Annotated in this window: 22 protein-coding genes; 16 read left to right on the top strand and 6 right to left on the bottom strand. The window is 60.7% G+C overall.

Annotated features, from left to right (window positions below):
- Positions 1-65: 65 nt before the first annotated feature.
- Together ilvA and BJ917_RS19770 are read left to right on the top strand one after the other, a co-directional pair.
- Positions 66-1,580 (top strand): threonine ammonia-lyase, biosynthetic, encoded by a 1,515-nt coding sequence (ilvA, locus tag BJ917_RS19775; protein ID WP_121104196.1) that lies wholly within the window; start codon positions 66-68, stop codon positions 1,578-1,580.
- Positions 1,581-1,619: 39 nt separating this feature from the next.
- Positions 1,620-2,045: a DUF2269 domain-containing protein gene (locus tag BJ917_RS19770; RefSeq protein WP_121104194.1), complete on the top strand. Its 426-nt coding sequence runs from the start codon at positions 1,620-1,622 to the stop codon at positions 2,043-2,045.
- A 104-nt stretch (positions 2,046-2,149) separates the two neighbouring features.
- On the opposite strand, the gene BJ917_RS19765 is transcribed toward BJ917_RS19770, so the two are convergent.
- Positions 2,150-2,806, bottom strand: a complete 657-nt coding sequence (locus BJ917_RS19765) for an HAD family phosphatase (RefSeq protein ID WP_096514356.1) — start codon at positions 2,804-2,806, stop codon at positions 2,150-2,152.
- Positions 2,807-2,949: 143 nt separating this feature from the next.
- Between BJ917_RS19765 and BJ917_RS19760 the strand changes: the two genes are divergently transcribed.
- Together BJ917_RS19760 and ptsP are read left to right on the top strand one after the other, a co-directional pair.
- Positions 2,950-3,429 carry an RNA pyrophosphohydrolase gene (locus BJ917_RS19760; RefSeq protein WP_007897732.1) on the top strand — a complete coding sequence of 160 codons (480 nt, stop codon included), beginning with the start codon at positions 2,950-2,952 and terminating at the stop codon, positions 3,427-3,429.
- A gap of 22 nt (positions 3,430-3,451) precedes the next feature.
- Positions 3,452-5,731, top strand: a complete 2,280-nt coding sequence (ptsP, locus tag BJ917_RS19755) for a phosphoenolpyruvate--protein phosphotransferase (RefSeq protein WP_096514357.1) — start codon at positions 3,452-3,454, stop codon at positions 5,729-5,731.
- Positions 5,732-5,858: 127 nt separating this feature from the next.
- On the opposite strand, the gene BJ917_RS19750 is transcribed toward ptsP, so the two are convergent.
- Positions 5,859-6,605, bottom strand: a complete 747-nt coding sequence (locus BJ917_RS19750; protein WP_096514358.1) for an NRDE family protein — start codon at positions 6,603-6,605, stop codon at positions 5,859-5,861.
- Positions 6,606-6,736: 131 nt separating this feature from the next.
- Here BJ917_RS19750 and BJ917_RS19745 point away from each other — a divergent pair, with 131 nt between their 5' ends.
- The 3 genes from BJ917_RS19745 to BJ917_RS19735 all read left to right on the top strand — a co-directional run bounded on the left by BJ917_RS19745 (position 6,737) and on the right by BJ917_RS19735 (position 9,450).
- Complete coding sequence (locus tag BJ917_RS19745; RefSeq protein WP_096514359.1) at positions 6,737-7,519, top strand: sulfite exporter TauE/SafE family protein; 783 nt, start codon at positions 6,737-6,739, stop codon at positions 7,517-7,519.
- Positions 7,520-7,616: 97 nt separating this feature from the next.
- Positions 7,617-8,429: a prolipoprotein diacylglyceryl transferase gene (gene lgt / locus BJ917_RS19740; RefSeq protein WP_096514360.1), complete on the top strand. Its 813-nt coding sequence runs from the start codon at positions 7,617-7,619 to the stop codon at positions 8,427-8,429.
- A 49-nt stretch (positions 8,430-8,478) separates the two neighbouring features.
- Positions 8,479-9,450 carry a thymidylate synthase gene (locus BJ917_RS19735; protein WP_096514361.1) on the top strand — a complete coding sequence of 324 codons (972 nt, stop codon included), beginning with the start codon at positions 8,479-8,481 and terminating at the stop codon, positions 9,448-9,450.
- Positions 9,451-9,574: 124 nt separating this feature from the next.
- Here the strand turns inward: BJ917_RS19735 and cadR are convergent, their stop codons facing one another.
- Complete coding sequence (cadR, locus tag BJ917_RS19730) at positions 9,575-10,024, bottom strand: Cd(II)/Pb(II)-responsive transcriptional regulator (protein ID WP_096514362.1); 450 nt, start codon at positions 10,022-10,024, stop codon at positions 9,575-9,577.
- Between the two features lie 85 nt (positions 10,025-10,109).
- Here cadR and BJ917_RS19725 point away from each other — a divergent pair, with 85 nt between their 5' ends.
- The 7 genes from BJ917_RS19725 to BJ917_RS19695 all read left to right on the top strand — a co-directional run bounded on the left by BJ917_RS19725 (position 10,110) and on the right by BJ917_RS19695 (position 18,587).
- Entirely contained in the window at positions 10,110-12,365 is a 2,256-nt protein-coding gene (locus BJ917_RS19725; RefSeq protein WP_121104192.1) for a heavy metal translocating P-type ATPase, read from the top strand.
- A gap of 16 nt (positions 12,366-12,381) precedes the next feature.
- A complete protein-coding gene (locus tag BJ917_RS19720) occupies positions 12,382-13,245 on the top strand; it encodes a LysR family transcriptional regulator (protein WP_121104388.1) in 864 nt (287 codons plus the stop codon).
- Between the two features lie 249 nt (positions 13,246-13,494).
- Entirely contained in the window at positions 13,495-14,571 is a 1,077-nt protein-coding gene (locus BJ917_RS19715; protein WP_121104190.1) for a putative 2-aminoethylphosphonate ABC transporter ATP-binding protein, read from the top strand.
- Positions 14,571-16,295, top strand: coding sequence for a putative 2-aminoethylphosphonate ABC transporter permease subunit (locus BJ917_RS19710; RefSeq protein WP_121104188.1), 1,725 nt, complete (start codon positions 14,571-14,573; stop codon positions 16,293-16,295). The genes BJ917_RS19715 and BJ917_RS19710 overlap by 1 nt, the downstream gene beginning before the upstream one ends.
- A gap of 54 nt (positions 16,296-16,349) precedes the next feature.
- The gene (locus BJ917_RS19705; RefSeq protein WP_121104186.1) at positions 16,350-17,375 is read left to right on the top strand and encodes a putative 2-aminoethylphosphonate ABC transporter substrate-binding protein; all 1,026 of its coding nucleotides are present in this window, start codon (positions 16,350-16,352) and stop codon (positions 17,373-17,375) included.
- A 137-nt stretch (positions 17,376-17,512) separates the two neighbouring features.
- Positions 17,513-18,079 (top strand): phosphonate degradation HD-domain oxygenase, encoded by a 567-nt coding sequence (locus tag BJ917_RS19700; protein WP_096514367.1) that lies wholly within the window; start codon positions 17,513-17,515, stop codon positions 18,077-18,079.
- 85 nt (positions 18,080-18,164) lie between these two features.
- A complete protein-coding gene (locus BJ917_RS19695) occupies positions 18,165-18,587 on the top strand; it encodes a hypothetical protein (protein ID WP_096514368.1) in 423 nt (140 codons plus the stop codon).
- A gap of 117 nt (positions 18,588-18,704) precedes the next feature.
- Here BJ917_RS19695 and BJ917_RS19690 read toward each other — a convergent pair whose 3' ends face one another.
- Together BJ917_RS19690 and BJ917_RS19685 are read right to left on the bottom strand one after the other, a co-directional pair.
- Positions 18,705-20,069, bottom strand: coding sequence for a GTPase/DUF3482 domain-containing protein (locus BJ917_RS19690; RefSeq protein WP_096514369.1), 1,365 nt, complete (start codon positions 20,067-20,069; stop codon positions 18,705-18,707).
- Entirely contained in the window at positions 20,062-21,432 is a 1,371-nt protein-coding gene (locus BJ917_RS19685) for a DUF2868 domain-containing protein (protein WP_096514370.1), read from the bottom strand. The genes BJ917_RS19690 and BJ917_RS19685 overlap by 8 nt, the downstream gene beginning before the upstream one ends.
- A gap of 99 nt (positions 21,433-21,531) precedes the next feature.
- Between BJ917_RS19685 and BJ917_RS19680 the strand changes: the two genes are divergently transcribed.
- A complete protein-coding gene (locus tag BJ917_RS19680) occupies positions 21,532-22,044 on the top strand; it encodes a dihydrofolate reductase (protein ID WP_121104184.1) in 513 nt (170 codons plus the stop codon).
- 120 nt (positions 22,045-22,164) lie between these two features.
- Here the strand turns inward: BJ917_RS19680 and BJ917_RS19675 are convergent, their stop codons facing one another.
- Positions 22,165-23,556: an L-cystine transporter gene (locus tag BJ917_RS19675; RefSeq protein WP_121104182.1), complete on the bottom strand. Its 1,392-nt coding sequence runs from the start codon at positions 23,554-23,556 to the stop codon at positions 22,165-22,167.
- Positions 23,557-23,796: 240 nt separating this feature from the next.
- Here BJ917_RS19675 and BJ917_RS19670 point away from each other — a divergent pair, with 240 nt between their 5' ends.
- Positions 23,797-24,852 carry a phosphorylcholine phosphatase gene (locus BJ917_RS19670; protein ID WP_096514373.1) on the top strand — a complete coding sequence of 352 codons (1,056 nt, stop codon included), beginning with the start codon at positions 23,797-23,799 and terminating at the stop codon, positions 24,850-24,852.
- Positions 24,853-25,177 lie beyond the last annotated feature (325 nt).

Below are 25,177 nucleotides of genomic sequence, written 5' to 3'. Positions count from 1 at the left end.
GTCGTACGGACAAAAGCCGGGTTAGACTCCATGGTCCTGCCCAACCCGCTCAGTGATGCTTTCCGATGCTTGAACAGTACGTCAAAAAGATCCTCACCTCGCGCGTTTATGACGTTGCCGTAGAAACCCCATTGCAGACTGCCCGCCAGCTCTCCGAGCGGCTGGGCAACGAGATCTGGCTCAAGCGCGAAGACTTGCAGCCGGTGTTCTCGTTCAAGATTCGCGGCGCGTACAACAAGTTGACCCAGTTGAGCGATGAAGAGCGCGCCCGTGGCGTGGTCACGGCTTCCGCGGGTAACCATGCACAAGGCCTGGCCCTGGCGGCGAAAGTATTGGGGGTGAAGGCGACCATCGTCATGCCCAAGACTACCCCGGAGATCAAGGTCGAAGGCGTGCGTTCGCGCGGTGGCAAAGTGGTGCTGCACGGCGATTCGTTCCCGGAAGCCCTGGCCTATTCGCTGAAACTGGTCGACGAAAAAGGCTACGTCTACATTCACCCCTATGACGATCCCCACACCATTGCCGGGCAGGGCACGGTGGCCATGGAGATCCTGCGTCAGCATCCGGGGCGTCTGGACGCGATTTTCGTCCCGGTGGGCGGCGGCGGGCTGATTGCCGGCATCGCGGCGTACGTCAAATACCTGCGCCCGGACATCAAGATCATCGGCGTCGAGCCGGACGATTCGAATTGCCTGCAAGCGGCCATGGCCGCGGGTGAGCGCGTCGTGCTGCCGACCGTGGGCATCTTTGCCGACGGCGTCGCGGTGGCGCAGATCGGCCAGCACACCTTCGATATCTGCAAAGACCATGTCGATGAAGTCATCACCGTCAGCACTGACGAAATCTGCGCGGCGATCAAGGACATCTACGACGATACCCGCTCGATCACCGAGCCTGCCGGTGCGCTGGGCGTGGCCGGGATCAAGAAGTACGTCGAACAGCGCGGCGTCACCGGGCACACGTTCGTGGCCATCGACTCCGGTGCCAACGTCAACTTCGATCGCCTGCGCCACGTGGCCGAGCGCGCCGAGCTGGGCGAGGGCCGCGAAGCCATTATCGCCGTGACCATTCCCGAGAAGCCGGGCAGCTTCAAGGCGTTCTGTGAAGCTATCGGCAAGCGTCAGATCACCGAGTTCAACTACCGATACAACACCGGCAGCGAAGCGCACATCTTCGTTGGCGTGCAGACGCATCCGGACACCGACCCACGCAGTGCGTTGATCGCCAGCCTCGGCGAGCAGGGTTTCCCGGTGGTCGACCTGACGGATAACGAACTGGCCAAACTGCACATCCGCCACATGGTTGGCGGTCGCGCGGCGCATGTGGTGGATGAAGTGATCCTGCGCTTCGAGTTCCCGGAGCGTCCGGGAGCGCTGTTCAACTTCCTCAACAAGCTCGGCGGGCGCTGGAACATCTCGATGTTCCACTACCGCAACCATGGTGCGGCGGATGGCCGTGTGGTTGCCGGCTTGCAAGTGCCTCATGACGAGCGTCATCTGGTGCCGGCGGCGCTGGAAGAAATCGGCTATCCGTACTGGGATGAGAGCGACAACCCGGCCTATCAGCTGTTTCTTGGCTGAACGGCTACGCTGATGGGCAAGGCATAAGGAAATCGAACCATGGAAACGTTAACGGCCCTGAAAGCGGCGCACATGGTGGCGACGGTGGTGTTGCTGGTGTGTGCGCTGGGCTTGGGGATCTGGGTCTGGCGTACCCGGCGTCAAGGCGACGCAACGGCGGCGAGCCGTACCCTGCAACGGCCGCGAGTGTTCATCTGGCTGTTGATGGGGCTGGCGCTGCTGAGCATGCCGTTTACCGGTTGGTGGATGGTGCACCTGGTAGGCTGGCCGTTGGGACAGACCTGGCTGCTGGCGTCCAGTGTGCTTTACACCGTGGCGGCGCTCGCGTGGTTCTGGTTGTTGGTGCGGCTGAACAAAGTGCGCAAGACGCCGGGTGGCGTGGGCAAATTTACCTTTGCGTTGGCGTTGTTCAGTTTTGTCTGTTTTATCGCCATTGCCGGGTTGATGGGCGCGAAACCGGTTTAAACCTTGAGACCGAGTTGCCCCATTCGCGAGCAGGCTCGCTCCCACAAGGGATTTGCGTCATTCACAAATCCACTGTGGGAGCGAGCCTGCTCGCGAAGGCGATATCAGTCGCGCAGACTGATGACTGGCCAGCCACGCTTCTCAGCCTCGGCGCGCAGATTCGCATCAGGATCGACCGCCACCGGGTTCGCCACCTGTTCCAGCAACGGCAAGTCATTCATCGAATCACTGTAGAAGTAGCTGCCTTCCAGGTTGTGCCCGGTCTCTTCCAGCCAGCGATTCAAGCGCGTTACTTTACCTTCACGGAAACACGGCACGTCGGTGCTGCGCCCGGTGTAGCGGCCGCCCGCCATTTCGCATTCGGTGGCGATCAGGGTTTCGACACCCAGGCGCCTGGCAATGGGGCCAGTGACGAAACGGTTGGTGGCGGTGATGATCACCAGTTGGTCGCCGGCGTCGCGGTGTTTGGCCAGCAGTTCGATTGCCTTGGGCAACACGATCGGTTCGATGCAATCGCGCATGTAGTCGCTGTGCCATAGATCCAGCGTGGCCATTTCGGTGCGGCCGAGGACTTCCAGGCAAAAGTTCAGGTAGGCATCGTTATCCAGCTTGCCGGCGAGGTAATCCTGATAGAACTCATCGTTGCGTGCCTTATAGGCCACGGCATCGAGAAAGCCGCGCTCACAAAGGTAATCGCCCCAGGCGTGGTCGCTGTCGCCGCCAAGAAGCGTGTTGTCCAAGTCGAATAAAGCCAGCCGCATTGCAGTTACTCGCTGAAAAGTCGGAAGAAAGGTGTCCAGAATACGGACTTTTCACAAGAGTGCACATAACGTAGGTCGGCGCGTTGCTGCCTTCACAACCTTTGTGGAACAATGCGGCGACATGCGTTTGCGAGGTTGTTGCCGTGATCGACCCCGATGGTTTCCGTCCTAATGTCGGGATCATTCTTACGAATGATGCTGGCCAGGTGCTATGGGCTCGCCGTATCAATCAAGATGCCTGGCAGTTTCCTCAAGGCGGAATCAATCCCCAGGAGACGCCGGAAGACGCCTTGTACCGCGAGTTGAACGAAGAAGTGGGCCTGGAGCGCGAAGATGTTGAAATACTCGCCTGCACCCGGGGCTGGTTGCGCTATCGTTTGCCGCAACGTCTGGTCAGGACCCACAGCCAACCGCTGTGCATCGGCCAGAAGCAGAAATGGTTTCTCCTGCGCCTGATTTCGAATGAGCAGCGGGTGCGGATGGATTTGACCGGTAAACCGGAATTCGATGGCTGGCGCTGGGTCAGCTATTGGTATCCGTTGGGCCAGGTGGTGACATTCAAGCGCGAGGTGTATCGACGCGCTCTCAAAGAGCTTGCCCCGCGCCTTTTAGCGCGCGACTGACGACGGAGTTCGACCCCGAGCCATGCTCAATACGCTGCGCAAGATCGTCCAGGAAGTTAACTCCGCCAAGGATCTCAAGGCGGCGTTGGGGATTATTGTGTTGCGCGTCAAAGAGGCCATGGGCAGCCAGGTCTGCTCGGTCTACCTGCTCGATCCCGAGACCAACCGTTTCGTGCTGATGGCCACCGAGGGCTTGAACAAGCGCTCGATCGGCAAGGTCAGCATGGCTCCCAATGAAGGTCTGGTCGGCCTGGTCGGCACGCGTGAAGAACCCCTGAACCTCGAAAACGCCGCGGATCACCCGCGCTATCGCTATTTCGCCGAAACCGGTGAAGAGCGCTTTGCTTCATTCCTCGGGGCACCGATCATCCACCACCGCCGGGTTGTCGGTGTGTTGGTCATTCAGCAAAAAGAACGCCGCCAGTTCGATGAAGGTGAAGAAGCCTTCCTCGTGACCATGAGCGCCCAGCTCGCCGGGGTTATCGCCCACGCTGAAGCCACAGGTTCGATCCGTGGCCTGGGTCGTCAGGGCAAGGGTATTCAGGAAGCCAAGTTCATCGGCGTGCCGGGTTCGCCGGGTGCGGCGGTTGGTACCGCGGTGGTCATGCTGCCACCGGCCGACCTGGACGTGGTACCCGACAAGACCATTGACGACATCGACGCCGAACTGGGGCTGTTCAAGACCGCCATTGAAGGCGTGCGCGCCGACATGCGCACGTTGTCCGCCAAGCTTGCTACGCAGTTGCGTCCTGAAGAGCGTGCGCTGTTCGACGTCTACCTGATGATGCTCGACGATGCGGCGCTGGGCAGTGAAGTCACCACTGTGATCAAGACCGGCCAGTGGGCCCAGGGCGCCTTGCGCCAGGTCGTTACCGATCACGTCAACCGTTTTGAATTGATGGACGATGCCTACCTGCGTGAGCGCGCCTCCGACGTCAAGGATCTTGGTCGTCGCCTGCTCGCTTATTTGCAGGAAGAGCGCCAGCAAACCCTGGTCTATCCCGACAACACCATTCTGGTCAGCGAAGAACTGACGCCGGCCATGCTCGGCGAGGTGCCGGAAGGCAAGCTGGCCGGTCTGGTATCGGTGCTGGGTTCCGGCAACTCCCACGTGGCGATCCTGGCACGCGCCATGGGCATCCCGACCGTGATGGGCCTGGTCGACTTGCCGTATTCCAAGGTCGACGGCATCCAGATGATCGTCGACGGCTATCACGGTGAGGTCTACACCAACCCGAGCGACGTGCTGCGCAAGCAGTTCGCCGAAGTGGTCGAGGAAGAAAAACAACTGGCCCTGGGGCTGGATGCACTCCGCGATCTGCCGTGCATCACGGTCGATGGCCACCGCATGCCGCTGTGGGTCAACACCGGTTTGCTGGCAGACGTGGCGCGGGCGCAGAAGCGTGGTGCCGAAGGTGTCGGTCTGTACCGCACCGAAGTACCGTTCATGATCAACCAGCGCTTCCCGAGCGAAAAGGAACAGCTGGCGATCTACCGCGAGCAGCTTGCCGCGTTCCATCCACAACCGGTGACCATGCGCACCCTGGACATCGGCGGCGACAAGTCGTTGTCGTATTTTCCGATCAAGGAAGACAACCCGTTCCTTGGCTGGCGCGGCATCCGCGTCACCCTCGACCACCCGGAAATCTTCCTGGTGCAGACCCGTGCCATGCTCAAGGCCAGTGAAGGCTTGAACAACCTGCGGATTCTGCTGCCGATGATCTCCGGTACCCATGAACTGGAGGAAGCCCTGCACCTGATCCATCGGGCCTGGGGTGAAGTGCGCGATGAAGGCTGCGACGTGCCGATGCCACCGGTTGGCGTGATGATCGAGATTCCGGCGGCGGTGTACCAGACCAAGGAACTGGCGCGGCAGGTGGACTTCCTGTCGGTCGGTTCCAACGACCTGACCCAATACCTGCTGGCCGTGGACCGTAACAATCCACGGGTGGCCGACCTCTACGACTACCTGCACCCGGCGGTGCTGCAAGCCCTGCAAAACGTGGTGCGCGACGCCCATGCAGAAGGCAAGCCGGTGAGTATCTGCGGCGAAATGGCCGGTGATCCGGCGGCGGCGGTGTTGTTGATGGCGATGGGCTTCGACAGCTTGTCGATGAACGCGACCAACTTGCCGAAAGTGAAGTGGATGTTGCGCCAGATCAACCTGAGCAAAGCCAGGGAACTGCTGGCCGAGCTGATGACCATCGACAACCCGCAAGTCATCCACAGCTCGCTGCAACTGGCGCTGAAAAACCTTGGGTTGGCGCGGATGATCAATCCGGCTTCGGTCAAGACCCTCTGAGTTAGCGGCGTTTGCTTCGCTGGCAAGCCAGCTCCTACAGAACCGAGTCGTTCACAAATTTAGTGAACGCCGCAAACCCTGTAGGAGCCGGCTTGCCGGCGAATGCGTCCTCAGACACACAGCAAATCTAAAGCCTGATCTCCACTTCCCCAAGATGCCCGCCATACGGCCCGAAACTCCGTTCGACCAAATGCCGCGTCCCATCCGCCTGCACAATCAGCGCCGTACTCGCTCGCGTCCCGTAACTCTGGCTAGCGATGAATACACTCGACAACAGCGTCTCAGTGGCCAACCCCACCCCGGTGTCCGGCAACTCGGCAAACGGCGCCTGCTGCGCATCGCCCAGCAAGGCCAGCAGCGCCTGCGGTTGCGGATCGTCCAGCACTTCGCTCAGGGCGGCTCTGGCCTTGAGCAGTTTCGGCCATGGCGTATCCAGGCCGGCATTCGATAGCCCGTAGACCCCGGGCGGCAGCATGACCGCTTCCGACTCCCGGGCATTGAAGTGCCAGAGTTCATGGTTATTACCGACCAATAGATTAAATCCGCCATACTCCGGCGAACGTGCGACAACGTCGGTCAAATAGTCATCAATTGGCTTTTCGCCGGTAAGGTACTGCGCCACCAGCTCACCCCGGGACTTGCGACCTGGCGGTCGATGGGGATCGCGAATATTGGTCAGGGCGGCAAAGCGCCCGTTGGCGCCGACACCGAGCCAGGTGCCACCGGCCTCCAGGTCGCGACCGGCGACCACCTGAGGTGCTTCGGGCCATGGCGCCAGCGGCAGGCTGGGGCGGGCGTAGAACTCGTCGCGGTTGGCCGCCACGATCAGCGGCTGGGCATGACCCGGTCGCCAGGCAAAAACAATCAGGCACATAAGGTGATCCCAGTGTGTTTTTTGCCCACTTTACGCAGTCAACGTGCGGGTATCCATCGCCATCCAGTGGAGCCCAAGGCCATGCATCCGTTACCATGCCGCTCCGGTTTTGGGGTTGGGTGGGGACAAGCATGGAATTTCTGCTCTATCTGGCGCTCGGCGCCTGTGCCGGGGTGCTGGCCGGGCTGTTCGGCGTGGGCGGCGGGATCATCATCGTTCCAGTGCTGGTATTCAGTTTCAAGGCGCAAGGATTCGATCCTTCGATCCTGACCCATCTCGCCGTCGGTACGTCGCTGGCGACGATCATTTTCACCTCGGTCAACGCCGTACGAGAGCATCACCGTCGCGGCGCCGTGCGTTGGCCGATCTTTGTGTGGATGACCGTCGGCATCCTGATCGGTGCCGGTTTCGGTGCCCTGACCGCCGAAGCGATCTCCGGACCCAACCTGCAAAAAATCATCGGTGTGTTCGCCCTGGTGATCGCCGCGCAGCTGGCGTTGGACTTCAAGCCCAAGGCCAGCCGAACGGTGCCGGGTAAAGTCGGTCTGACCGTGGCAGGCAGTGTGATTGGTTGGGCCTCGGCGATTTTCGGGATTGGCGGCGGTTCGTTGACCGTGCCGTTCCTGACTTGGCGCAGCGTGCCGATGCAGCAGGCGGTGGCCACCTCGTCGGCTTGCGGCCTGCCGATCGCATTGGCAAGTGCATTAAGTTTCATGATTCTGGGCTGGCATGATCCGTTGCTGCCGGCCCATAGTCTCGGTTTCGTTTATTTGCCGGCACTGCTGGGCATTGCCCTGACCAGCATGGTTTTTGCCCGCTTCGGTGCGCGGCTGGCTCACAATCTGTCGCCAAAGTTGCTGAAAAGACTGTTTGCCGCTTTGCTGTTCTGCGTTGGCCTGAACTTTCTAGTCTGAAGCATCTGCTCTGACGTGCAGCGCAATCCTGGCTTAATCCTGAGGTGGCAGCGTCGCCCGGGAATTTTTAAGATTTGAACGCTTATAAGGAGTCGCAATGCTGCCTTACCCGCAGATCGATCCGGTGGCCCTGGCCATCGGTCCGCTGAAAATCCACTGGTACGGCTTGATGTACCTGGTCGGTATTGGCGGTGCCTGGCTGCTGGCGTCTCGCCGGTTGAACCGCTTCGACCCGACCTGGACCAAGGAAAAACTCTCCGACATGGTGTTCTGGATGTCGATGGGTGTGATTGTCGGCGGTCGCCTGGGTTACGTGCTGTTTTACGATCTGCATGCCTATCTGGCCAATCCGACGCTGATTTTCGAAGTGTGGAAGGGTGGCATGTCGTTCCACGGCGGCTTTATCGGCGTGATGCTGGCGGCGTTGTGGTTCGGTAAAAAGAACAACAAGTCGTTCTTCCAACTGATGGATTTCGTCGCACCCATGGTGCCGATCGGCCTGGGGGCCGGGCGCATCGGCAACTTCATCAATGCCGAGTTGTGGGGCAAGCCGACCGATGTGCCGTGGGCAATGATCTTCCCGCCGTTCAGTGACCCGGCGCAGTTGCCGCGTCATCCGTCGCAGCTGTACCAGTTTGCGCTGGAAGGCGTGGCCCTGTTCCTGATCCTGTGGCTGTTCTCGCGCAAGCCGCGGCCAACCATGGCGGTGTCCGGGATGTTCGCGCTGTTCTATGGCATTTTCCGTTTCATCGTCGAATTCGTCCGCGTACCGGACGCGCAACTGGGCTATCTGGCCTGGAACTGGCTGACCATGGGCCAGGTGCTGTGCGTACCGATGATCGTCGGCGGGTTGTTCCTGATCTGGCTGGCGTATCACCGCGCCCCGGCAACGCCAGCGGCAGCCGTATAAAATTCGAATCCCGCAGCGACGGCTGCGGGTTCAAGGACACAGGTAACTCATGAAGCAATATCTCGAACTGGTCGCCCACGTCATCAAGAACGGCACCAAGCAGGCCAACCGCACCGGTGTGAACACCATCAGCTTTCCCGGCGCGATGCTGCGATATGACCTGCAGGAAGGTTTCCCGGCGATCACCACCCGCAAAATGGCGTTCAAATCAGCCATTGGCGAGATGTGTGGTTTTCTGCGTGGCGTGAACAACGCCGCCGAATTCCGCGCGTTGGGTTGCAAGGTCTGGGACCAGAACGCCAATGAAAACGCCCAGTGGCTGGCCAACCCGTTCCGTCAGGGCGAGGACGACCTCGGCGAAATCTACGGCGTGCAATGGCGCAAATGGCCGGCTTACAAGCAGATTCCGGTCAGCAATCAGGCCGCCATCGAGCAGACCCTGAAGCAAGGCTACCGTCAGATCGCCGAAGGTGAAGAAGATGGCCAGGCCTACGTGGTGCTGTACAAAGCCATCGATCAGGTGCGCCAGTGCGTCGACACCATCATCAAGGACCCGGGTAGCCGCCGCATCCTGTTCCATGGCTGGAACGTTGCCCAACTCGATGAAATGGCCCTGCCGCCGTGCCACTTGCTGTACCAGTTCCACCCGAATGTCGAGACCAAAGAGATCTCCCTGACCCTCTACATCCGCTCCAACGATCTGGGCCTGGGTACCCCGTTCAACCTCACCGAAGGCGCGGCGCTGCTGAGCCTGATCGGTCGCCTGACCGGCTACACGCCACGCTGGTTCACCTATTTCATCGGTGACGCGCACGTCTACGAAAACCATCTGGACATGCTCAACGAACAGCTCAAGCGCGAGCCGTTCCCGATGCCAAAACTGAAGATCTCCGACCGCGTGCCGGAATTTGCCAAGACCGGCGTGTATCAGCCGGAGTGGCTGGAGCTGGTCGAGCCGGGCGATTTCTCGCTGGAAGGCTACGAGCACCATGCGCCGATGACCGCGCCGATGGCGGTTTAACAGCCGACCATTAACCCTGTGGGAGCGAGCCTGCTCGCGAAAGCGGTAGATCAGTCGACTTCAATGTTGAATGAGAAACCGTATTCGCGAGCAGGCTCGCTCCCACAGTGGTTTTGTGGGGGGCTTAATGGCCGTGGCTTCGGCCCACATGGGAATGCTCAACCTCCGTCGCCACCACCCCGCCGCTCACCTCCAATCGCTGCAAAATCCTGCATTGATCGACCCCAGGCCCTTCGCTGCAGCGTTGGCGCAGGTCGAGCAGTTGCGTCTGCAAGGCCAGCAAACCGTCAATTCGTGCCTTCACATGGAGGATGTGCTCGTCGATCAGTGCGTTGACGCTTTCGCACTGGTCCTGCGGGCTATCGCGAAAAGCCAGCAGGCTGCGGATTTCCTCGAGGGTCATGTCGAGGGTGCGACAGTTACGGATGAAGGTCAGGCGTTCGGCGTGGGCGTGGGTGTAGACGCGGTAGTTGCCGTCGCTGCGTGCCGGTTCCGGCAGCAGGTTTTCGCGCTCGTAGTAGCGAATCGTTTCAACCGCGCAATCGGTGAGTTTCGCCAATTCTCCGATCTTCATGATGACGATCTCCAAAAAGGGTGCTTGACCCTATAGTGGCTACAGGGTCTTTACTTGGCAACAGGTACTCTTATGGACGCAATCAATGAGCGATTCCCTGCACACTCACAAAGCCGACGATGCTCCCGGTAATAAACTCAAGCCCGTGACTGCACATTCACATGGCAGCCATGGTGACGCCTGCTGTTCGTCGATCGCCGCGGCGCCCGCGCTGATCAAGTTGAGCGAAGCGTCAAGTGCCGATGCACGGCTGAGCAGTTTCCGCATCGAGGCCATGGACTGCCCGACCGAGCAAACGCTGATCCAGAACACGTTAGGAAAACTGACCGGCGTTCAGCAGCTGGAGTTCAATTTGATTAATCGGGTGCTGGGTGTCACCCATAACCTGACGAGTACCGCGCCGATCATCGACGCCATCAAGTCCCTTGGAATGCACGCCGAGCCCTTGGAGCAGGGCGTCGAAACACCGCTGCCGACACCGGTGAAAAAGCCCTGGTGGCCGTTGGCGCTGTCCGGCGTCGCCGCTTTGGTGGCCGAGGTGATCCACTTCACCGCGGTCGCGCCGAACTGGGTTGTGGCAGTCATCGCACTGGTCTCGATTCTCAGCGGCGGCCTCGGCACCTATAAAAAGGGCTGGATCGCCCTGAAGAATCTCAATCTGAACATCAACGCGCTGATGAGCATCGCGGTGACGGGCGCGATCCTCATCGGCCAGTGGCCGGAAGCGGCGATGGTGATGTTTCTGTTCACCGTGGCCGAGTTGATCGAAGCCAAGTCCCTGGACCGCGCGCGTCATGCGATCAGCGGCCTGATGCAGATGACCCCGGAACAGGCAACGGTGTTGCAGGCCGACGGCAGTTGGGTCGCGCAAGATGTGAAAACCATCGACCTCGGTGCACGGGTGCGGGTGCGGCCCGGCGAGCGCATCGGCCTGGACGGCGAGGTGCTGGCGGGCAATTCGACCATCGATCAGGCGCCGATCACCGGTGAAAGCCTGCCGGTGGAAAAAACTGTCGGCGACAAGGTGTTCGCCGGCACGATCAATCAGGCGGGCTCCCTGGAATATACCGTCACCGCCGCCGCGAACAATTCGACGCTCGCGCGAATCATCCACGCGGTCGAACAGGCCCAAGGTGCGCGGGCACCGACCCAGCGATTCGTCGACAGCTTCTCCAGAATCTACACCCCGGCGGTATTTATCCTGGCCTTGGCGGTGGCGGTGTTGCCGCCGCTGTTCATGAATGTGCTGTGGTTTGACTGGATCTACCGTGCTTTGGTGCTGTTGGTCGTCGCCTGCCCCTGTGCACTGGTGATCTCCACTCCGGTGACCATCGTCAGCGGCCTGGCCGCTGCGGCGCGCAAGGGCATTCTGGTGAAGGGCGGCGTTTATCTGGAGGGCGGTCACAAGCTCGATTATCTGGCTCTGGACAAGACCGGCACCCTCACCCATGGCAAACCGGTGCAAACCGATTACCTGTCACTCGATCCCACCGCCGATGCATCGGCGCCGGCGATTGCGGCGGCGCTGGCCGGTCGTTCGGATCACCCGGTGTCGCGGGCCATCGCCAGCGCGGCTGTGGATAAACAGCCTGCGTCGTTGACTGTGGATAACTTCGAGGCCCTCGGTGGGCGCGGAGTGCGCGGGGTTATCAACGGCCAGCTCTACCATTTGGGCAACCATCGATTGGTCGAAGATCTGGGGCTGTGCTCGCCCGCGCTGGAGGAGAAACTGTTCGCCCTGGAGAAACAGGGCAAGTCGGTGGTGCTGTTGCTCGACCGGTCGGGTCCGCTGGCGCTGTTCGCCGTGGCTGATACGGTAAAAGACTCCAGCCGCGAAGCCATCCGGCAACTGCACGAACTGGGCATCAAAACCCTGATGCTTACCGGCGACAACGTCCACACCGCCGAAGCGATTGCCGCGCAAGTCGGTATCGATCAGGCCAAAGGTGACCTGCTGCCGACCGACAAGCTGCAAGCCATTGAAGCCCTTTATGCACAGGGCCACCGCGTCGGCATGGTCGGCGACGGTATCAACGATGCCCCGGCGCTGGCGCGATCCGAAATTGGTTTCGCCATGGCCGCCGCGGGCACCGACACCGCCATCGAGACCGCCGATGTCGCCCTGATGGACGATGATCTGCGCAAAATCCCGGCGTTCATCCGCCTGTCGAGGCAGACCTCAAGCGTACTCAAACAGAACATTGCCCTGGCATTGGTCATCAAGGCGATCTTTCTTGGGGTAACCTTCGCCGGGCTCGCTACCATGTGGATGGCAGTGTTTGCCGACATGGGCGTGAGCCTGTTGGTGGTGTTCAACGGTTTGCGCCTGCTGCGCAAATAGACGAAGAGGGATGGTTGTGCTGAGTGCCGAGCTGAAGGCGTTTTACATGGTTGCCCGCCTGGGCAGCATTACCCTGGCAGCGAAGAAGCTCGGCCTGAGCCAGCCCACGGTGACGACCCAGATTCGCAATCTCGAAAGCCAATACTCGGTGGAGTTGTTTTACCGTGGCGGGCGTCGCCTGAGTGTCAGTGAAGAGGGCGCGCGCCTGCTGCCGATGGTCAAGGCGCTGATGCAGCAGGAAGCCGACATCGAGTTTTTCCTGCGCAACAGCGGGCAGGTTCAGGGTACGTTGCGCATCGCCGCCACCGCGCCGTATTACATCCTCGATTTGGTGAAAACCTTTCGCGAGCGTCTGCCGCAGGTGGAAGTGTCGGTGGAAATCGGCAACTCGCAGCAGGTGCTGGAAGCGTTGGAGGATTACCGGGTCGATGTCGCGGCGTCCTCGCAGCTGCTGGAAGACGCACGGTTGATTCGCCGGGTGCTCGGCAGCGATCCGCTGGTGCTGGCGGTGCATCGCAGTCATCCATTGGCTGTCCACGATCATGTGCCTCTCAGTGCATTGGCAGGGCATACGTTGTTGATGCGCGAACCAGGTTCCACTACCCGGCGCATGACTGAAGAGTTATTGGCCGGCGCCGGCGTGAATGTCGGGCCATTGCTGGAGATCGGCAGTCGCGAGTCGATCCGCGAAGCGGTGCTGCGCAACATCGGCATCAGCCTCATCGCCCGCCAGGAAGTGCCCCACGATCCCCAGCTGCGGGTGCTGACTATCGAGAATGCGCCCTTGCTGCCGGAGTATCTGTACTGCCTCAAGGAGCGAAAAAATGCGCGGTTGCCGGCGGCGTTTCTCGGGGTGGCGCAGGAAATGTCACCGGTCTGAGGATTTGCTTCTTCTGTGAGGGCCTAATCGCTGGCAAGCCAGCTCCCACAGTTGTTTCTAGTGTTCACAAGATCTGTGTTCACTGGAGAACCCTGTGGGAGCTGGCTTGCCAGCGATGAGGTCAGCACAGACAACACATGACTTAACCAAAATCCGCGAATACCACTATCGGCCGATTTTGCCTCACTGCCATATGACGGACGCATTACAACTCTAGGATGGCCTTCATCTGCTAGATGAGGTCCGTCCATGAACAACTCGATCGCAACTGCCCTGACCAACCCCGGCGCGCCAATGAAAGTGCGTGGCGTGCACAAGCGTTTCGGTGCCTTCACCGCGCTCGATAATGTGTCCATCGACGTGGCGGCCGGTGAGCTGGTGTGCCTGCTCGGACCTTCCGGTTGTGGCAAAACCACTCTGCTGCGCTGCATCGCCGGTCTGGAGAAACAGGACAGCGGCGAGTTGTACCTGGGCGGTCGCGACGTTTCCCACCTGGCGCCTCAGGCTCGGGATTACGGCATTCTGTTCCAGTCCTACGCACTGTTTCCCAATCTCACCGTCGAAGCGAACATTGCCTACGGCCTGGCCGGCAGCGGTCGCGATGAAGTGCGCCAGCGTGTCGGGCAGATGCTCGAACTGGTTGGCCTGAGCGGCAGTGAGAAAAAGTACCCCGGCCAATTGTCCGGTGGTCAGCAGCAACGGGTCGCGCTGGCTCGGGCGCTGGCCCCGGCGCCGTCGTTGTTGCTGCTGGATGAGCCGATGTCGGCCCTCGACGCCCGCGTTCGTGAGCACCTGTGCACCGAATTGCGTCAACTGCAGCGGGAGCTCGGTATCACCACCCTGATGGTCACCCACAATCAGGACGAGGCCATGTTGATGGCCGACCGCATCGCCGTGATGAACAACGGCCAGGTCGAGCAGTACGCCACGCCACAGGAAATCTACAACCGCCCGGCCACGCCGTTCGTGGCGGAGTTCGTCGGCCAGGGTAACTGGCTGCCGTTCCACAGCACCAGCGACAGCCATGCCCAGGTCGGCGGGATGAACCTGCGTCTGGTCGACGGCAGCGCCAGGGCTGCATCAGGTCGTTTGTTCTGTCGCCCGGAAGCGATCAACGTCAACCCTGTGGTGCACGAAGAAAACCTGTTCCCGGCCAAGGTTCGCGAAATCACTTTCCTCGGCAACCGCTGCCGCATGAGCTTCGAACTCGATCATTTGCCCGGCCACGCCTTGCTGGCCGAACTGGCGCCGGAAGCCATGCCGCGTCTTGGCGCGCAGCAGATCATGGTCGCCTTGCCACCGCGCAGCCTGCAGGTGTTTGCCTGATGAGCGCGAACATCGCGCTGCCGCTACCGCGCAAGCAGGTACGGCCAGTCTCTCGTGCCGAGATCGGTGACCGGATTTTCGTGGTCGGCGGCAAAGTCCTGCTGCTGATCATGCTTGGCGTCGCCGTGTTGATGCCGTTGCTGGCGATCTTCTGGCGCGGCTTCAGTTCTGAAGCCGGGCAGGGTGGAGGCTGGCTGGCCGCGCGGGAGTTGGTGACCAGTGCCAACTTCCACTGGCTGTTGGGTAATAGCCTGAAGGTTTCCCTCAGCGTGGCGGCCATCGTCGTACCATTGGCCTACCTGTTTGCCTACGCCCTGCAACGCACGTTGATACCTGGCAAAGGCATCTGGCGCGGCATTTCGTTGCTGCCACTGATGGCGCCGTCCATGCTGCCCGGTATCGCGCTGGTTTATCTGTTCGGCAACCAGGGCATGCTGCGCGGTCTGCTCTCGGACAACATTTACGGTTTCTGGGGCATTGTTCTGGGAGAGGTCATCTACACCTTCCCACACGCCTTGATGATTTTGCTGTCAGCCTTGTCGCTGGCGGATGCGCGATTGTTTGATGCCGCGTCCAGCATGGGCGCCAGTCCCGCTAAAGCCTTTCGCAGCATCACCTGGCCGGCGACGCGTCAGGCAGTGTTCGCCGCGTTTTGCCTGGTGTTCACCTTGACCATCACCGATTTCGGCGTGCCCGTGGTGGTCGGTGGTGACTATCAAGTGCTGGCGCTGGAGGCCTACAAAGCCGTGGTCGGCCAGCAGCAGTTCGGTCGCGGCGCCTTGATCGGCATGGTGTTGCTGCTGCCGGCGCTGTTCAGCTTCGGTGTCGACGCCTGGTTGCGTCGGCGTCATGGCGATTCCATGAGCGGTCGGGCGCAAGTCTTCAAGCCGGCGCCGTCGACACTGCGCGACGGTTGCTACCTGGCCATCGTGCTGCTGATCTGCGCTGCGTTGCTGCTGGTGTTCGGCATGGCGGTGTTCTCTTCGCTGGTGAAGTTCTGGCCGTACAACCTGTCGTTGTCGCTCAACCACTACCAGTTCAACGACACCGCGGGCGGTGGCTGGCTGGCCTACGGCAACAGCGTGAAGATGGCGTTGTGCACGGCGCTGATCGGCAGCGTGCTGATCTTCACCGGTGCCTACCTGATGGAGAAAACCAAGGGCCAGCGCGGCCTGAATCTGACCCTGCGCATGCTCAGTTTCGTACCGATGGCGGTGCCGGGCCTGGTGCTCGGCCTGGGTTACGTCTTCTTCTTCAACCTCACCGGCAATCCGCTGCACGTGCTCTACGGGACCATGACCCTGTTGGTGGTCTGCACCATTGCGCACTATCTGACCACCGCGCAGATGACCGCCACCACCGCATTGCGCCAGCTCGACGCCGAGTTCGAAGCGGCCGCGCTGTCGCTCAAGGCGCCGCTGTACCGGCACTACCTGCGGGTCACCGTGCCGATTTGCCTGCCGGCGCTGCTGGACATCGTGCGCTACCTGTTCGTCTCGGCCATGACCACCGTCTCGGCGGCGATCTTCCTCTACAGCCCCGACACCATCCTTGCGGCGGTGGCGGTGCTGAACATGGACGACGCCGGCAATGTCGGCGGCGCGGCGGCGATGTCGACCCTGATTCTGTTCACCTCGGCGGGCGTGTCCCTGCTGCTGGCCTGGGCCTCGCGCGGTTTGCTGCGCCGCTCACAAGCCTGGCGACAGACCGCGCCCGGTCATTGATTCGCTGCTCCAAAAAGAAGCCAAAGTCCCTCAACTCAAATACAGGAAAAGATCATGTTCAAGCCCCTGGCCCTGGCCGCTGCTGTCCTCACCGCTTTCAGCCTGAACGCATACGCTGCGAAAACCGAGTTGACGGTGTACACCGCCCTCGAAGCCGAACAACTGAAGACCTACAAGGACGCCTTCGAAAAGGCCAACCCGGACGTCGAGATCAAGTGGGTGCGCGATTCCACCGGCATCATCACCGCCAAACTGCTGGCCGAAAAAGCTCGCCCGCAGGCTGACGCCGTGTGGGGTCTGGCGGCTTCGAGCCTGGCGATTCTCGATCAGCAAGGCATGCTGCAAAGCTACGCGCCAAAAGACCTGGGCAAAATCGGCAGTAACTACCGCGACGTCGCCAACCCGCCCGCCTGGGTCGGCATGGACGTCTGGGCCGCGACGATTTGCTTCAACACCGTCGAAGCCGAGAAGCAGGGCCTGACCAAGCCAGTCAGCTGGCAAGACCTGACCAAGCCTGAATACAAAGGCAAGATCGTCATGCCGAACCCGGCGTCGTCCGGCACCGGTTTCCTCGACGTCAGCGCCTGGTTGCAGACCTTCGGCGAGAAGCAGGGCTGGCAGTACATGGACGACCTGCACCAGAACATCGGCCAGTATGTTCACTCCGGTTCCAAACCCTGCAAGCTGGCGGCGGCGGGTGAGTTCCCGATCGGAATTTCCTTTGAGTACCCGGCAGTACAACTGAAGCGCCAGGGCGCGCCGCTGGACATCATCCTGCCGAAAGAAGGCCTGGGCTGGGAGATCGAAGCGACTGCCGTGATCAAAGGCACCGCGCATGAAGACGCCGCGAAGAAACTCGCGGACTTCTCGGCCAGTCCTGAGGCGATGGAGCTTTATAAAGAGAACTTCGCTGTGCTGGCACAACCGGGTATCGCCAAGCCGCAGACCGAATTGCCGGCCGATTATGAGCAGCGTTTGATCAAGAACGACTTTGCCTGGGCGTCGAAGAATCGCGACGAGATTCTGACCGAATGGCGCAAGCGTTATGACGGCAAGTCCGAGAAAGTGGCGGCCAAGTAAGCCATTTTTCGCCTGATAGGGCCCCGTCGCGGGCAAGCCTTGCTCCCACAGGGAAACGCATTCCATTGTGGGAGCGAGCCTGCTCGCGAAAGCGGTCTACAGTTCAAGACAAAATTCATGTCATCGAGAGACCTCTGATGAACCACAACGAACAAGCAGTCGCCAAGGTCTTCGCCCTGTACGAGCGCTTCGGCGATGCCGATTACATCGGCGAGCCGGTATCGCAGATCGAGCACATGTCCCAGGCCGCGCAGTGCGCAATGGCCGAAGGCTTCGACGACGAAGTGGTGCTCGCCGCGTTTTTCCACGATATCGGACATATCTGCACCGAGGGTGCCGAGAACATGGGCGGCTTTGGCGTGGTCAGTCATGAGCGGCTGGGCGCCGACTACCTGCGCAGCGCAGGATTCAGTGAACGCATGGCACGGTTGGTGGAGTACCACGTGCAGGCCAAGCGGTATCTGACGCTCAGGGAACCGGGGTATTACGAACGCTTGAGCGAGGCCAGTCGCCGCACGCTGGAGTATCAGGGCGGGGTGATGACCGAAGCCGAAGCGGATGCCTTCGAGCAGGACCCGTTGTGCGAAGTGAGTTTGCGCATGCGGCAGTGGGATGAGCTGGCCAAGGAGATGCATGTGCCGGTGATTGATCTTGGGGTGTTGAAGCGCAAGGCTGTGGGGTTGTTGTCCCGCGAAAGTTGCTGAACGGTCCTACGGTAACTGACGAAGCGTTGTATGGATCGCCTTGTTGGCAGGGCTCAAGCTGAGCTTTTCACAAGGAAGCAAATGGATGCGCTATTTAAAGGTGATTGCTCAGGATCGAAGCGGTGGCGGGGTGGCAGATACGCTTCAGTTTCAGTTTTTTGAGGGAGAACAACTGCTGCGTGAGGCGACGGACGATGAGATTCGGCGGCTGAGAACCTTTGGCTCTACCTATTTGAAATGCAGATGGTTCAATGCCGGCGAAGGCGAGGAGCGGCATCTGCGAATGTTTTCACTGAATCCTTCGGGCGACGGCACACCAGAGTCGGTGCGGCTGCATTTCCATGAGGGCCCGATCATTGCCTACAAGGCAGCGGTTCATGACCTGGACAACGACGGTACCTTCGAGATCGTGCTGGTTTCCGACATAGACAACGATGGCCACGCCAATCGCACCGATCGAACACGGCTTAACACGTTGGTGCGGGAATTTCTGAAGCTCGAGTGGTGACACTCGGCTCTTGATTTGTGGCGCGGCCTTCGCGAGCAGGCTCGCTCCCACATTGGAATGCGTTTCCCTGTAGGCGCGAGCCTGCTCGCGAAGGGGCCCGTCAACACGCCACAACATTTACAGTTGTTGTGCCAGCTCTTCGATTTGTTCCTGCCGCTCCGCCTGATTCAATTTTGCATGCGCATTGAGCGACGACCACTGTGGATGCGCACGCGCCTTGTTCAGGGCTTCCGGTAATTTTCCTTCGCGCCAAGTCTTGTCCTGAGGTGTAGCGACTTGAATACTGTCCATCGCCGCATGCCCACGGGCATCCAGTGCTTGCAGCAGTTGCCGTTGCCTTAGTGCCAAAAGCCGCAGCACATTGTCGTCCACCGTCAGCTCACGCTGGCCCTTGATCTTGCCCAGCAACCGGCTGCCATAACTGCGCGCGGTTTGCAGGGCGCCGCCAGCGATGGCCCCGGCCAGTGCGGCGGCGCCGAGGGTAATACCGCCCACCAGCAAGTCGACCCCGGCCCCGGCAGCCGCACCGGCCGCGATCCCGCCGCCGACCCGCACGCCCAGTTGCTTGAGCGTTTCCGGGTTGAACAAGTCATCGCCCCAACGGCCGTCGAGCAGCGGCAGGTCGCTCGCGGCTGCGTCCTGCGGGCGAAAGCCGTAGAGCTTGAGCAGGGCTTCGACGCAGCGCTGCTCCCGTTGGCGCACGTTTTTTCGCAGTTCGCCAATGGCCTGTTGTTCCTGTTCCGCATCGCTGACCACGCTGCGCCGGCAGGCGGCGCAGTCGATCAATAATTCGGCAATCAGTCGCGCCGCGCTTTGCTGGCGCGCAAGGCGTTGAGCCTGTTGGTCGGCGATCAAGCGCTCCAGCTGCGGGCGAGCATGTTCCAGCAGGAGTGCGAGGCTTTCATAGAGTCGGCGCTCGCCATCTTCCGGTGGCGCGACGCTATCGAATCGCACCAATGCGTGCAGGCCGAGACGCGCCAGCGCTTCACGCCAGGCCGGCTCGCGGTGGTGATCGCTGCTGACGAAATTCAGCACCGGCAGCAGTGGTTTGCCACAACCGGCCAGTACTTCCAGTTCGTCGCGGTACTTGGCCAGTACCGGTTCACGGGCGTCGATCACGTAGAGGCCGGCATCGCAGGTCAGCAGTTGCCGCAGCACTTTGGCTTCCTGTTCGAAACGCTGCCGCGCTTCACTGCCTTCCAGAAAACGGGTCAGTCGTGCCGGGCCATCGAGGCGTTCGCCGGGGCGTTCCAGGCGTTCGAGGTAATCGAGCAGGGCGATGGCGTCTTCCAGGCCAGGGGTGTCGAAGAGGTCGAGCAAAGGCTCGCCGTCCACGGATAAACGAGCACCCTCTACATGCCGCGTGGTGCTGGGGCGATGGGAGACTTCGCCGAAGCCGACATCACGGGTCAGGGTTCGCAGCAAAGAAGTCTTGCCGACGTTGGTATGGCCGACCACGGCGAGCTTCAAAGGCTTAGTCATGACCCGTCTCCAGCCAATTCAACGGGGCGCTATCGGCGAACGGCAGTTCCAGCTGTTGCAGGGCCACGTGCCAATCACCGAGGCGATCGGCATCCAGCGCATCACCGGGCGGCGCTTGCAGCAGCCAGACGCGGGTGGCGCTGGCGCTGCGGGCCAGTTCGGCGATCAATGCCAGGCTGCCGCGATCCGGCGAGCGCCGTGGATCACACGCGATGGCCAGACGAGCCGGGGGGAAACGGCTCAGTTGTTCGAGGAGTTTGTGCCGTGATTCGCGGCTGTCGAGAATGCCCGCGTTGCTGACGTTTTTCGGTAGTTGTGGCGGCCATGGGTGTTGATCGTCCAGCTCGATGGCCACCAGCAGTGCGCCGTCGCTTTGCTGGTCACTGACGCCACTTTCGACGCGATGCAATTGCGCAGGCGCTTCATCACTGATGCCCAGGCGTTCGCTGGTGGGCATCAGGCGTTCGCGCAATTGAGCGTAGCCGGGCAGGTTCAAATCCAGATGCAAGGACGACCGACCGGTTTTCCAGCGCCACAGGCAAAACAGCGCCAGCAGCAGTCGCGGCAATACGCCATAGACCAGCAACACCCCAACCAGCCACGCCGCCCAAGCCTGGCGGGCGCTTTCAATATTCAGCGCGGCATCGCCACTGGCGCGAATCATTTCCACGGTCGGCACACTGAAGCCGAGCAGCGCGGGCAGGGCGCCGAGGCCCTGGGTCATTGTGATAAAGGTGTCCGCGCCGAGGATGGTGGTTTCCCAGACGAAACCGTAGCGCCGGGTGGCCATGATCGTCAGCAGCATCACCAGCGCACTCAACATCGCCAGCAACCACAAGCCGTTGACCAGCACGCCGATTGCCCAGCGATTGAGCTTTTGTCGTTGCAGCAACAAGAGCAAGGCAGGCGCCAGTTGTGCGGCTTTGGCATCGCGGGCGAGTTTTTCGCTGAGCCACAACCACAGACGCCCGAGACTGGCGCCGTGTTCGCCGGCAAACACCAGGCCCAAGGCCCAGCTCAACAGCAGAATCAGATTGAGCCCGAGCAGACTGCCCAAGGCCCAGAACACATTGACCGGCGTCTGCCCGTCACCCAGCGCGGCGAACGCCAGACCGGCGCCGCTGATTACGGCCAGCACCGCCAATACGATCAGCGCCAGCCGCGCACCTTGCAGCCAATGTACGAGCGCGCTACTCAGGCCATCCCGTTCGGCCAGCCACAGGGCACGGCGTTGAATGCGTGTCGGTAAATCGCCGCCGGCGCTGCGGGCCAGACGATTGGCTTCCAGATCCTCCAGGGGGCCTGCGTGTTCTTCGCGCAGGCGGATGGTTTCTGTCAGCCAGAGATTATTCAGTTCAGTCACGCGGCATCCCGTCGCTTAATTGAGCTGTGAGCATAACCGCTGTGGCGCTTGTCGGGGGGCTACGTTGCGAGAAGCCGGGCCTCTGGTATCCTCGCCGGCATGACTAAATCACTCCCCCTCAGCCTGATCGCAGCCCTCGGTGAAAACCGTGTGATCGGCGTCGACAACAGCATGCCCTGGCACTTGCCGGGGGACTTCAAATATTTCAAGGCCACGACCCTGGGCAAGCCGATCATCATGGGTCGCAAGACCTGGGATTCCCTCGGTCGTCCGTTGCCGGGCCGCTTGAACATCGTGGTCAGCCGTCAGGCGGATCTGGTGCTGGAAGGCGCGGAGGTTTACCCGTCGCTTGAAGCCGCTGTGGTTCGCGCCGAAGAATGGGCGAAAGAGCAGGGCGTCGATGAGTTGATGCTGATTGGCGGGGCACAGTTGTATGCGCAGGGGATGGCGCAGGCCGATCGCTTGTATTTGACGCGTGTGGCGCTGAGCCCGAAGGGAGATGCGTGGTTTCCGGAGTTTGATTTGAGCCAGTGGAAACTGGTGTCCAATGTTCCGAATCCGGCAGAAGGTGACAAGCCGGCGTACAACTTCGAAGTTTGGGAAAAAGCCTGAGAGCATCGCTGGCAAGCCAGCTCCCACAGTGTCCGTGTTGAAACACACATTGTGTGAACACCAACAATCCCTGTGGGAGCGGGCTTGCCCGCGATGAGGCCAGATCAGGAGCTGAAGAGTTTAAGCGTGAGCCAACGCCGAATGCTCATCCGCCTCCAGCAGCGCCTTATCCGTCTGCTGCATCACCTGGCTGGTAATCGCCCCGGCGGTGATCGAGCCACTCACGTTCAACGCCGTACGCCCCATGTCGATCAACGGCTCCACCGAAATCAGCAACGCCACCAGTGACACCGGCAAGCCCATTGCCGGCAATACGATCAACGCAGCAAAGGTCGCACCGCCACCCACCCCGGCCACACCCGCCGAACTCAAGGTCACAATCGCCACCAGCGTCGCGATCCACAACGGGTCCAGCGGGTTGATGCCCACGGTCGGCGCCACCATCACCGCCAACATCGCCGGGTACAGACCGGCACAGCCGTTCTGGCCGATGGTTGCGCCAAACGAAGCGGCGAAACTGGCGATGGCCTGTGGAATGCCCAGACGGCTGGTCTGCGCTTCGATGCTCAACGGAATCGTCGCGGCGCTCGAGCGGCTGGTAAACGCAAAGGTCAGTACCGGCCAGATCTTGCGGAAGAAGCGCAGCGGATTGATCCCCGCCGCCGACACCAACAGGCCATGGACGACAAACATCAGCCCCAGGCCGATGTAGGACACCACGACAAAACTGCCGAGCTTGATGATGTCCTGCAGGTTGGAGCCAGCGACCACTTTGGTCATTAGCGCCAGCACACCGTACGGGGTCAGCTTCATCACCAGGCGCACCAGACGGGTCACCCAGGCTTGCAGGGTGTCGATGGCGTTGATCACTTTCTGACCTTTTTCCACGTCATCCTTGAGCAGTTGCAGCGCTGCGACACCGAGGAAGGCGGCAAAGATCACCACGCTGATGATCGACGTCGGCTTGGCCCGCGCCAGGTCGGCGAACGGGTTTTGCGGGATGAACGACAGCAACAATTGCGGCACATTCAGGTCGGCGACCTTGCCCGCGTAATCGGACTGGATGATTTGCAGGCGGGCCAGTTCCTGGGTGCCGGCCACGAGGCCTTCGGCGGTCAGGCCGAACAGGTTGGTCAGGCCGATGCCGATCAGCGCCGCAATGGCCGTGGTGAACAGCAGCGTGCCGATGGTCAGGAAGCTGATCTTGCCCAGCGACGAAGCGTTATGCAGACGAGCCACAGCGCTTAGGATCGAGGCGAAGACCAGCGGGATCACGATCATTTGCAGCAATTGCACGTAACCGTTGCCCACCAGATCGAACCAGCCGATCGAGGCTTTCAGCACGGGATGACCGGTGCCGTACACCGTGTGCAATGCCACACCGAACACCACGCCGAGTACCAGCGCGAGCAGGACTTTTTTCGCCAGGCTCCAGGTTGAGTGGCGGGTTTGTGCCAGGCCCAGGAGCAGGGCGAGGAACACCAGCAGATTGAGAATCAGCGGCAGACTCATTGGAACTCCCATTAGACATGTGCCAACTGCCTTCCGGGGCAGCTGCGAACCGGCAAGCCTAACAGCTTGAAATCTAATGAATTAATATCAAAAACGTCTTGGAACTGTCGTTTTTGGAATAAGCGGATGTCGCTTTCGGGGATGCAGCTGGCGCGATAGGCACGATGGCGGTCGCTGGCAGACGAGGACTGTCACACTTATTTGTTAGCGTCGATGTCTTTCACTCAGGGAGAAACATCGATGAAGTTCGCACCGAAATTACTGGCTGCAGCTCTTTGCCTTGGCCTCGCCGGCCAGGTATTCGCCACGGATTTGAAACACTGGCCGGCCGATCAGGCCAAGGCGTTGGACGCGATGATCGCCGCCAACGCCAATAAGGGTAACTACGCGGTGTTCGACATGGACAACACCAGTTACCGCTACGACCTCGAAGAGTCGCTGCTGCCGTTCATGGAGAACAAGGGCCTGATCACCCGCGACAAACTCGACCCCTCCCTGAAGCTGATGCCTTTCAAGGACACCGCCGACCACAAGGAAAGCCTGTTCAGCTACTACTACCGTCTCTGTGAAGTCGACGACATGGTTTGCTATCCATGGGTCGCCCAGGTGTTTTCCGGCTTTACGCTGCAAGAGCTCAAGGGCTATGTGGATGAGATGATGGCGGCCGGCAAACCGGTGCCGGCCACGTATTACGACGGCGACGTGGTCAAGAACCTGGACGTCAACCCGCCGAAAATCTTCACCGGCCAGCAAGAGCTGTACAACAAGCTCATGGAAAACGGCATCGAAGTCTACGTGATGACCGCCGCTTCCGAAGAGCTGGTGCGCATGGTCGCGGCGGATCCGAAGTACGGCTACAACGTCAAACCGCAGAACGTGATCGGCGTGTCTCTGCTGCTCAAGGACCCCAAGACCGGCGAGCTGACCACTGCGCGCAAGCAGATCACCGCCGGCAAATATGACGAGAAGGCCAACCTCGGCCTGGAGCTGACGCCTTACCTGTGGACCCCGGCGACCTGGATGGCCGGCAAGCAGGCGGCGATCCTGACCTACATCGATGAATGGAAAAAACCGGTGCTGGTCGGCGGCGATACCCCGAGCAGTGACGGTTACATGTTGTTCCACAGTGTCGACGTGGCCAAGGGCGGCATCCACCTGTGGGTCAATCGCAAGGACAAGTACATGACCCAGATCAACGGCATGATGGCCAAGCATGCTGCGGCCCAGGCCAAGGAAGGGCTGGTGGTGACTGCGGACAAGAATTGGGTGATCGTCACGCCGCAAGAGATCCAATAAGGCCGGATTCTGCCCGTGCAAACCTTGTGCACGACGCAAACCCCGTAGGAGCTGGCTTGCCAGCGAATAGGCCAGCACATTCAACATCAATGTTGCCTGACACACCGCTTTCGCCGGCAAGCCGGCTCCTACAAGTCTTGTGCACGACGCAAACCCTGTGGGAGCTGGCTTGCCAGCGAATAGGCCAGCACCTTCAACATTAATGTTGCCTGACGTACCGCCTTCGCCGGCAAGCCGGCTCCGACAAGTCTTGTGCACGACGCAAACCCTGTGGGAGCTGGCTTGCCAGCGAATAGGCCAGCACCTTCAACATCAATGTTGCCTG

This window comes from Pseudomonas sp. WPR_5_2 (assembly GCF_003634475.1).
GTDB lineage: Bacteria > Pseudomonadota > Gammaproteobacteria > Pseudomonadales > Pseudomonadaceae > Aquipseudomonas > Aquipseudomonas izuensis.
Note: the sequence above shows the minus strand (reverse complement) of the source record. Positions and strands in the feature narration are given on the sequence as shown.